Genomic DNA, 9,377 nt, shown 5'->3' with positions numbered 1-9,377 from the left:
TCCCCACTTGTTTTTAAGTGGGGACTAAATTAAGGCTTATAGGATGAATTCATAAGGTGTGTTCAGCGGACGCTTACGTTTAATCGAGCGAATCACCAAACTGTTTACATCAAACAATAACCTTGTACAGCAGATTGAATTGATATTGAAGTTTCAGCTCTTAAACCTTATATGAATCAGGGATGGCAATATATTCCACAAGAAGATGAGCGGGATAAAATATCCAATAAAAAAGGACTGAATTCCTTAAAACTCAGCCCTTTCAAGATCTAAGCAAAACAAACTCGTTTAGACATCTAAATAATCCAAAATACCTTCTGCTGCCTGACGACCTTCCCAAATTGCAGTCACGACCAAATCAGAGCCACGAACCATATCGCCCCCTGCAAAAATTTTCGGGTTTGAGGTTTGGAACTTAAATGTTTGCTGTTCTGCTGCCACCACACGACCTGAACCATCTACCCCAATATTGGCAGTGCTAAACCAATCCGCAGGGCTGGCACGGAAACCAAAAGCAAGTAATACGGCATCTGCAGCTAAAACTTCTTCTGAACCTGGTACAGGCTCTGGGCTGCGACGGCCACGGCTATCAGGCTCACCCAATTGAGTTGTCACAACTTTCACACCTGTGACTTTGCCATTTTCTCCGACAATTTCAATCGGCTGACGATTAAATAAGAAATTCACCCCTTCTTCACGTGCATTGGTCACTTCACGGCGTGAACCTGGCATATTGGCTTCATCACGACGGTAGGCACAAGTGACTTCCTGCGCACCTTGACGAATTGAAGTACGGTTACAGTCCATGGCAGTATCACCACCACCCAGTACAATCACTTTCTTGCCTTCAACACTGATGTATTCTGTAGGGTCTTTTTCCCAGCCTTGGCAACGGTTGACATTGGCAATCAAGAAATCCAGCGCATCATAAACGCCATCTAAATCTTCACCGGCAAAGCCACCTTTCATATAAGTGTATGTGCCCATGCCCATAAATACCGCATCGTAATCTGCAAGCAGTTGTTCAATGGTGATATCTGTACCAATTTCAGTATTTAAACGGAATTCAACCCCCATGCCCGAGAAAATTTCACGGCGGCGTTTCATCACGTCTTTTTCCATTTTAAATTCTGGAATACCAAAGGTCAGTAAGCCACCAATTTCAGGGCGTTTGTCAAAGACGACAGGCTTTACCCCGTTACGCACTAAAATATCGGCACAGCCCAAACCCGCAGGGCCTGCGCCAATAATGGCAACTTTTTTATCAGTCCATTTCACATGCGACATGTCTGGACGCCAGCCTAAAGCGAAAGCAGTATCGTTGATGTACTTTTCAGCATTACCAATGGTCACTGCACCAAAGCCATCGTTCAGAGTACATGCACCTTCACACAAACGGTCTTGTGGGCATACCCGTCCACATACTTCAGGCAAAGTATTGGTTTGATGGCACAATTCTGCTGCCTGAAAAATACGGCCTTCCGAAATCAGTTTAAGCCAGTTTGGAATGTAGTTATGCACAGGGCATTTCCATTCACAGTATGGGTTACCACAGCCCAAACAACGATGGGTCTGATTGGCCGCTACTTCTGCAGTAAACGGTTTATAAATTTCCACAAACTCATTTTTGCGGACATCGAGATCTTTTTTCTCTGGATCTTGGCGTGCTACATCCAGAAATTGAAAGTCATTATGTAGGCGTTCTGCCATGTCTTTCTCCGTAGGTGGGTGTAGATAACTTCACTTTTACACTGGGTATAAGTCTAAAGTTATCCACACCTGCCGAATGCTGAGTCGTGGATTATTGTGGATCTGCTTGGGTAGTTTTCAACAAAGTCTGCAAGTTGGCAGCTTTTGGTTTCACTAACCAGAATTTACGGCTATAGAAATCAAACTCATGGCGGATTTTATAAGCCCACGCACTGCCTGTTTCGGCAATGTGTTCATCTAAAATACGTCCTAAGAATGCTTTATGTTCTTCCATCGCTTCCGTTGAAATACGATTCAGCTCAATCAGTTCATGGTTGTAACGGTCAACAAAGTCATTATCTAAGTCCAGTACATAGGCAAAACCACCTGTCATACCTGCACCGAAGTTATGTCCCACTTTGCCAAGTACAGTCACAATCCCGCCTGTCATATATTCACAACAGTGGTCGCCTGCACCTTCAATCACCGCAAATGCGCCTGAGTTACGCACCGCAAAACGCTCACCTGCAGTACCCGCAGCAAATAATTTACCACCAGTTGCACCATATAGGCAGGTATTACCAATAATAGCCGTATTCTGCGTTTGGAATGGCGAACCTTTTGGTGGGAAGATGGAAATACGTCCACCCGCCATGCCTTTACCAACATAGTCATTGGCATCGCCTTCAAGTTTGATATGCAAACCTCCTGCATTCCAAACACCTAAAGATTGACCCGCAGTACCTGAAAGATTCACTTTGACAGGATGATGCTCCATGCTCAAGTTACCATAACGACGAGCAATTTCACCTGAAATACGTGCACCAATAGAACGGTCACAGTTACTCACGTTAAAGTAATACTCGCCGCCTGTACCTGCTTCAATTGCAGGCAACATCTCTGCAATCATTTTTTCAGCCAAAACGCCTTTGTCAAATGGTGCATTGCCTTCAACTTGGCAGTATTGCGCTTTGCCTTCTGCCGCAGGGTGCGATTCCAACAAAGCACTTAAATCTAAGTGCGCATGTTTTTCGGTTTCACCTGGTAAAATTTCTAGCAAGTCGGTACGGCCAATCAAGTCTTTCAAGCTCGCCACACCCAATGCGGCTAACCATTCACGGGTTTCTTCAGCAATAAATGTGAAGAAGTTGATTAGCATTTGCGGTTCACCAATATAGTGTTCCTGACGCAAATGATCTTGTTGAGTCGCTACCCCTGTTGCGCAGTTATTTAAGTGGCAAATACGTAAGTATTTACAACCCAAGGCAATCATTGGGGTTGAACCAAAGCCGAAGCTTTCTGCACCTAAAATTGCCGCTTTCACCACATCTAAGCCAGTTTTTAAGCCACCATCGGTTTGCACACGAACTTTGCCACGCAAGTCATTCACACGTAATGCCTGATGCGCCTCACTTAAACCCAACTCCCATGGCGAACCTGCATGGTGAATAGAGGACAATGGCGATGCTGCTGTACCGCCATCATAGCCCGAGATGGTAATGAAGTCGGCATAGGCTTTGGCTACACCTGCTGCAATGGTCCCCACACCTGGTTCAGATACCAACTTGACTGATACCATGGCTTGTGGATTGACTTGTTTTAAATCAAAAATCAATTGTGACAAGTCTTCAATCGAATAAATATCGTGGTGTGGTGGTGGTGAAATCAAAGTTACACCTGGCACAGAATAACGTAACCGTGCAATCAACCCATTCACTTTACCGCCTGGTAACTGACCACCCTCGCCTGGTTTTGCACCCTGTGCCACTTTAATCTGCAACACTTCTGCAGAGGTTAAGTAAGCAGGCGTTACCCCAAAACGTCCCGAAGCAATCTGTTTGATTTTCGAGTTACGAATCGTGCCATAACGTGCAGGGTCTTCACCGCCCTCACCTGAGTTTGAACGTCCACCAATGGTGTTCATGGCAATAGCAATAGCTTCATGCGCTTCTGGCGACAAAGCACCTAAAGACATCCCCGCAGAGTCAAAACGTGGCAAAATTTGCTCAACCGATTCTACTTGATCTAAGGCAATTGAATTGTCTGTTTTCAATTTAAAGAGATCACGAATAGTCGCAATAGGGCGATTGTTCACGATTTCTGCATATTCTTTAAAATCTGCATAATTGCCTGAACGTACCGCTTTATGTAACGCATTGATCACATCTGGGTTAAAAGCATGGTATTCCTTGCCAAAGACAAATTTCAGCAAACCACCCTGATCAATTGGCTTACGTGATTTCCACGCAGTGTCTGCCAGTTTTTTCTGATCATTTTCAAGGTCGGCAAAGGTAGCGCCCTGAATACGGCTCGGTACACCAATAAAGCAGGTATTCACCACTTCAGCAGACAAACCAACCGCTTCAAATAATTGTCCACCACGGTAAGAAGCTACAGTTGAGATACCCATTTTTGATAAGACTTTGAGCAAGCCTTTTTCAATGCCTTTGCGGAAATTGCTTTGTGCATAGACAGGGTCACCCAATAACTCACCTTTGGCAATCAAGTCATTGATCACATCATAAGCCAAATATGGATATACCGCAGTTGCACCAAAACCGAGCAATACTGCAAATTGATGTGGGTCACGAGCAAAGCCAGTTTCGACAATAATGTTGGCATCGGTACGTAAACCGACTTGAATTAAGTAGTGATGTACCGCACCTGTGGCCATGACGGCATTGGCAGGCAAATAACCTTCACGGATTTTTTTATCAGTAAGCACCAATAAAGTTTTTCCATCACGCACCGCTTGCGCAGCTGCTTCACAAATACGCTGAATAGCAGCTTGCAAACCTTCACTTTCTGCATAGTTCAGATCGATGTCGGCAATTTCATAGCCTTTACGCCCCAAAGTGCGAATCTGATGCATTTTAGAATTGGTCAGTACAGGGCTTGAAATAATCAAGCGGTCTGCATGTTCTGGGCCTTGCTCAAATACGTTTTGTTCACGACCTAAACAAGTTTCCAACGACATCACGATAGATTCACGCAATGGGTCAATCGGTGGATTGGTTACCTGTGCGAACTGCTGACGGAAATAATCCGACACATGGCGTACTTGACGTGACAATACCGCCATTGGGGTGTCATCCCCCATTGAACCAACAGCTTCCTGACCACTTTCTGCAATTGGACGCAATAACTGGTCACGTTCTTCAAAGGTCACCATAAACATTTTTTGTGCAGCTTTTAAGGCATCACCTTTTAAGCCGTGATCACATAAATATTCTTCAAGCTCTGGGCTACCTTGTAAACGGATTGAATTTTCACGTAACCATTCACGGTAAGGACGCATTCTTTTCAGATGGTTATTCACATCCTGCGTATCGAGCACTTTGCCAGTAAAGGTATCGACTACCAAAATTTGACCTGGGCCAACACGTCCTTTAGAGATCACATCTTCAGGCTCATAACCCCACACCCCAATTTCAGAGGCCAAGGTGATGTAGCCATTTTTGGTAATCACCCAACGTGCAGGACGTAAGCCATTACGGTCCAGCATACAGATTGCATGACGGCCATCCTGAATGACTAAACCTGCAGGGCCATCCCACGCTTCCATGTGTTTAGAGTTGAACTCATAGAAAGCACGTAAATCGGCATCAATGGTTTCTACGTTCTGCCATGCAGGCGGAACTAACATACGTAGAGCACGGAATAAATCCATTCCCCCACCCACCAGAATTTCCAGCATGTTGTCTAAGCTAGAAGAGTCAGAGCCTGTACGGTTCACAATAGGCTTCAGCTCAGTTAAACCTGGCAAAAGTGGGTTTTCAAATTTAGGCGTACGTGCCATCGCCCAGTTACGGTTTGCGGTAATGGTGTTGATTTCACCATTGTGTGCCAAATAACGGAACGGTTGTGCCAATGGCCAACGTGGTAAGGTGTTGGTCGAAAAACGCTGGTGGAATACCACGATATGTGATGCCAAACGTTCATTGGCAAGGTCCGTATAGAAGTCTGCAATCGCAGCAGGCATCATCAAACCTTTATAACTGATCACAGTTGAACATAAGGTGGTCACATAAAAATATGGATCAGCAGTTAATTGTTGCTCTGCACGACGACGTGCCAAGAATAACTTGCGGTTAAACTCAACTTCTGTCACACCAATTGGGCAGTTGACAATAATTTGCTCAAAGGCCGGCAAAGATTGCATCGCAATTTCGCCCAATGCCTCATTATTGGTTGGCACCACACGCCAAGCCAAAACTTTACAGCCTTCAGCTTCAATTTCTTTAGTCAGAATATTTTTAGCACGAGTCGCCAAGGCAGGGTCTAGATTTAAAAACACTGTACCTACGGCAAAGATTTCGCTTAGGGTAATGTCACTTAAGCGTTTTGCCTCTTCACGGAAAAATTGCTTTGGCATTGCCAACAGCAAACCACAGCCATCCCCTGTTTTACCATCTGCGGCAATCCCGCCACGGTGGGTCATACAACTTAAACTATGAATAGCCGTTTTAACGAGATCATGGCTTGCATCACCCTGCATATGGGCAATTAAACCGAAACCACAGTTATCTTTAAACTCATCCGGTTGGTATAAACCTTGAGCGGGAGCTACAGTATTAGGCGATGGCATGTGCATAGCGTACCCTTCTTTTACTTGCCCAATTGGGCCAATTAAACAATCTAGTTTTGCGATTTAACTCAATTTACTTCTCTAAACATCAATCTTATGTAAATGAAGTTTCACGCATTTGTTTAAGTCTGATTTGGCTTAAACCTCAAACGTGTCATTCATCATTTACACAACTTTTACACTTTAATGTAGCAGGCAAATTTGACAGTTTCGCACAATCATTGAATCTTTTTTGCGCCAAAATAGGGACAACAACTCAATTCACGCACCAATAAAAGCAAAAACAATGCCAACTTTAATTTTTAGTTATACACGCGCTAAACATCAGCATCATTCAAGAAAAATCGTAGTTAGTTCACATTTTTGCTATAAATTCGCACTATTTTTGTGCACTTCATTATTTTTATACACCATGCTGCGCCATTTTAGAACGTATTTTTAATTCAGGATGATCAATTTTTTAGATCAAATTGGTGCAATGGAGCCAAAATAGCTCAACTTAAAAATAAATGAAAAAGACGAGTAAAAGTGAAGCTTAAGCAATCGCTTAATTACGACATTGTAGTAAAAAGCGGTGAAGAATTTAAATTATTAATTAAAAGGGTCGTGCACTTCTTCAGATTCTGGTGTATCAGGCTGAACCTGAGCAGGGACAGTACCGCTTTGAGATTGCTGCACATCCACCACATTACCTGCCTGATCACGACGTGTAATTGTGGTACTGGTGGTGCTATTTTGCGGAGAAGTAGGTTGGGCACTTGCTGCTGTATTTGGTGTCGCCTGCGGACGTGTTAAGACACTTTCATCTATTTTTGGTACAGCAGCAGGCCGTAAATTTACCGCGTGTAATTTGGTATTTAGCCCCATCTCATCTGCCCCTAAGTCATTCACATAAGGAATATAATCTTCCCATTGCACAACAACAGGCTGAATGGTTTCAGGAAACTGGAAAGGTAAATTCGCAAGGTCTTGAGTGGCTTCACGTTTATTTTTATAGTTGCCATACAGCATCACATATTGTTCTGCCTGTCCCTCGCCACTTAAACGAATATAAAATAATTTACTGCGCTCAGACTGTTTTTTTATAAAGCTTTTAATGACATTTTCATCACTGACTCGAAACAGCTCAATACTACTGTTATTCTTTTGTTCCTGAATGAATTTTGTGCCACGAAACTCAGCTTCATGTACGCCTGATGCTGTTAAGCGAGCAGTCAATTCCAATGGACGAACTTCTTCAAGCAACCCACCTAAGTATGTGGTTGCTGCCACTTTTTCAGGCTGAATTTGTAATTCAATTTCAGACTCAGGCTGTTTTTCAATTTCAACCAGTTCTTCACGGTCAGTCACTGCCCAGAAAATAAGGGCTGCCAATAAACACAGCACCGCACCCAGCAACCAAATCGACTGTTGAATTTTTTGCCAGTGTGTACGCAGTGCTGTCATAAGCTGCCTTTATGCTTGGTTAGCTAAAATTGCCTGTTTCATCAATTCCAGATCAAACTCTTTGGTGATGATGGCTTGACCCAATTGCTTCATCAGCACCAAACGCAATTGACCATTCAGCACTTTTTTATCGTGTGCCATATAAGCCAAGAACTGATCCAGTGGAATCTGCGGACATACTATCGGTAAATTGGCTCTAGCAATGATATTTTTTGTACGCTGCACATCTTCTGCAGAAATCCAGCCCATTCGCTGTGATAAATCTGCTGCCATCACCATCCCTGTAGCCACAGCTTCACCATGCAACCATTCACCATAGCCTAAATATGACTCAATGGCATGCCCAAAGGTATGACCTAAATTCAGTAAAGCACGCTCGCCCTGTTCTTTTTCATCATTGGCGACAATTCGAGCCTTATGCGCACATGAGCGATAAACCGCTTCTGCCAACAACACAGGATCTCGCGCCACCAGAGCTTCCATGTGAGTTTCCAACCATGTTAAAAATTCAAGATCACCCAACAGTGCATATTTGATGACCTCAGCCAAACCTGCAGACAGTTCACGCTCAGGCAAGGTATTCAGCTGAGACATATCTGCCAACACCACTTGTGGCTGCTGAAATGCACCAATCATATTTTTGCCTAGTGGGTGATTAATCCCTGTTTTACCACCGACACTAGAATCGACCTGCGACAACAAGGTGGTTGGTACTTGAATAAAATACACCCCACGCTGGAAACTTGCCGATGCAAAACCTGCCATATCACCAATCACACCACCGCCTAAAGCCAACACGGTGCAATCACGGTTAAAGCCTGCTTCCAACAGCGCATCAAAAATAAGGGTCAAATGCTGAATATCTTTGTATTTTTCCCCATCAGGCAAAATACATGTTGCCACTTTCTTTCCAAGTGCTTCAACGGCAGTCACATAATGACTCAAATACAAGGGTGCAACTGTGGTGTTGGTGACAATCATCACTTGCTGCCCCTTAATATAAGGAGCCAATAAGTCTTTGGGTTGAAGGTCACTGCCTATGAAAATGGGATAACGGCGATCGCCGAGTTCAACATGTAAAGTTTGCATGAAAAGAGTCGCTTTCTACCTAAGATATTTGCTCTGAAACAATCGTATTTAAGATTTTTTGCGCCAAATCTCGCGCAGCACCCTGATTGGTTTCAATAATATAATGTGCTACCTCACGATACAACGGATCACGTATTGCAAGCAAATCACGTAGTCGTTGTTCGGGATTTTCGACTTGAAGTAAAGGGCGGTTTTTGTCGCGATAGGTTCGCTGGAGTTGAATTTCGACAGGAGTATACAGATAAACAACAATACCGCGTTGTTTTAAAAACTCACGATTAGGGGCTTGAGTTACTGCACCACCACCTGTGGCCAGCACAAGTTTATGTCGCGTAGTTAACTCATCAATGACCGCTGTTTCACGACTACGAAACCCTGATTCCCCTTCTTTTTCAAAGATCCATGGAATCGTTGCACCTGTTTTACGCTCAATTTCATGATCACTGTCTAGAAATTCACGCCCTAACAATTCTGCTAAATGTCGTCCTACAGTAGTCTTGCCTGCCCCCATCGGCCCTACCAAATAGATATTTGGTAGGGTTTCAAACTCTTTGCTTAGCAAGGA

5 protein-coding genes are annotated in these 9,377 nt (G+C 43.8%); all 5 read right to left on the bottom strand.

Translation table 11 applies throughout. The features are described from left to right. Positions 1–288: 288 nt before the first annotated feature. On the bottom strand, positions 289–1,710 hold the full coding sequence (locus tag HHA42_RS08030) for an FAD-dependent oxidoreductase (RefSeq protein ID WP_168526072.1): 1,422 nt from the start codon (positions 1,708–1,710) through the stop codon (positions 289–291). 91 nt (positions 1,711–1,801) lie between these two features. Beyond that, positions 1,802–6,277 carry a glutamate synthase large subunit gene (gene gltB / locus HHA42_RS08025; protein WP_171525581.1) on the bottom strand — a complete coding sequence of 1,492 codons (4,476 nt, stop codon included), beginning with the start codon at positions 6,275–6,277 and terminating at the stop codon, positions 1,802–1,804. Positions 6,278–6,868: 591 nt separating this feature from the next. Beyond that, a complete protein-coding gene (locus tag HHA42_RS08020; protein WP_168526068.1) occupies positions 6,869–7,723 on the bottom strand; it encodes a hypothetical protein in 855 nt (284 codons plus the stop codon). A gap of 9 nt (positions 7,724–7,732) precedes the next feature. Beyond that, positions 7,733–8,812 (bottom strand): 3-dehydroquinate synthase, encoded by a 1,080-nt coding sequence (gene aroB, locus HHA42_RS08015; RefSeq protein ID WP_168460758.1) that lies wholly within the window; start codon positions 8,810–8,812, stop codon positions 7,733–7,735. A 19-nt stretch (positions 8,813–8,831) separates the two neighbouring features. Continuing rightward, on the bottom strand, positions 8,832–9,374 hold the full coding sequence (aroK, locus tag HHA42_RS08010; RefSeq protein WP_096901281.1) for a shikimate kinase AroK: 543 nt from the start codon (positions 9,372–9,374) through the stop codon (positions 8,832–8,834). Positions 9,375–9,377 lie beyond the last annotated feature (3 nt).

This window comes from Acinetobacter sp. A3, assembly GCF_012371415.1.
Taxonomy (GTDB): domain Bacteria; phylum Pseudomonadota; class Gammaproteobacteria; order Pseudomonadales; family Moraxellaceae; genus Acinetobacter.
The sequence above is the reverse complement of the archived record's forward strand: the minus strand, read 5'-3'. Positions and strand labels throughout refer to the sequence as shown.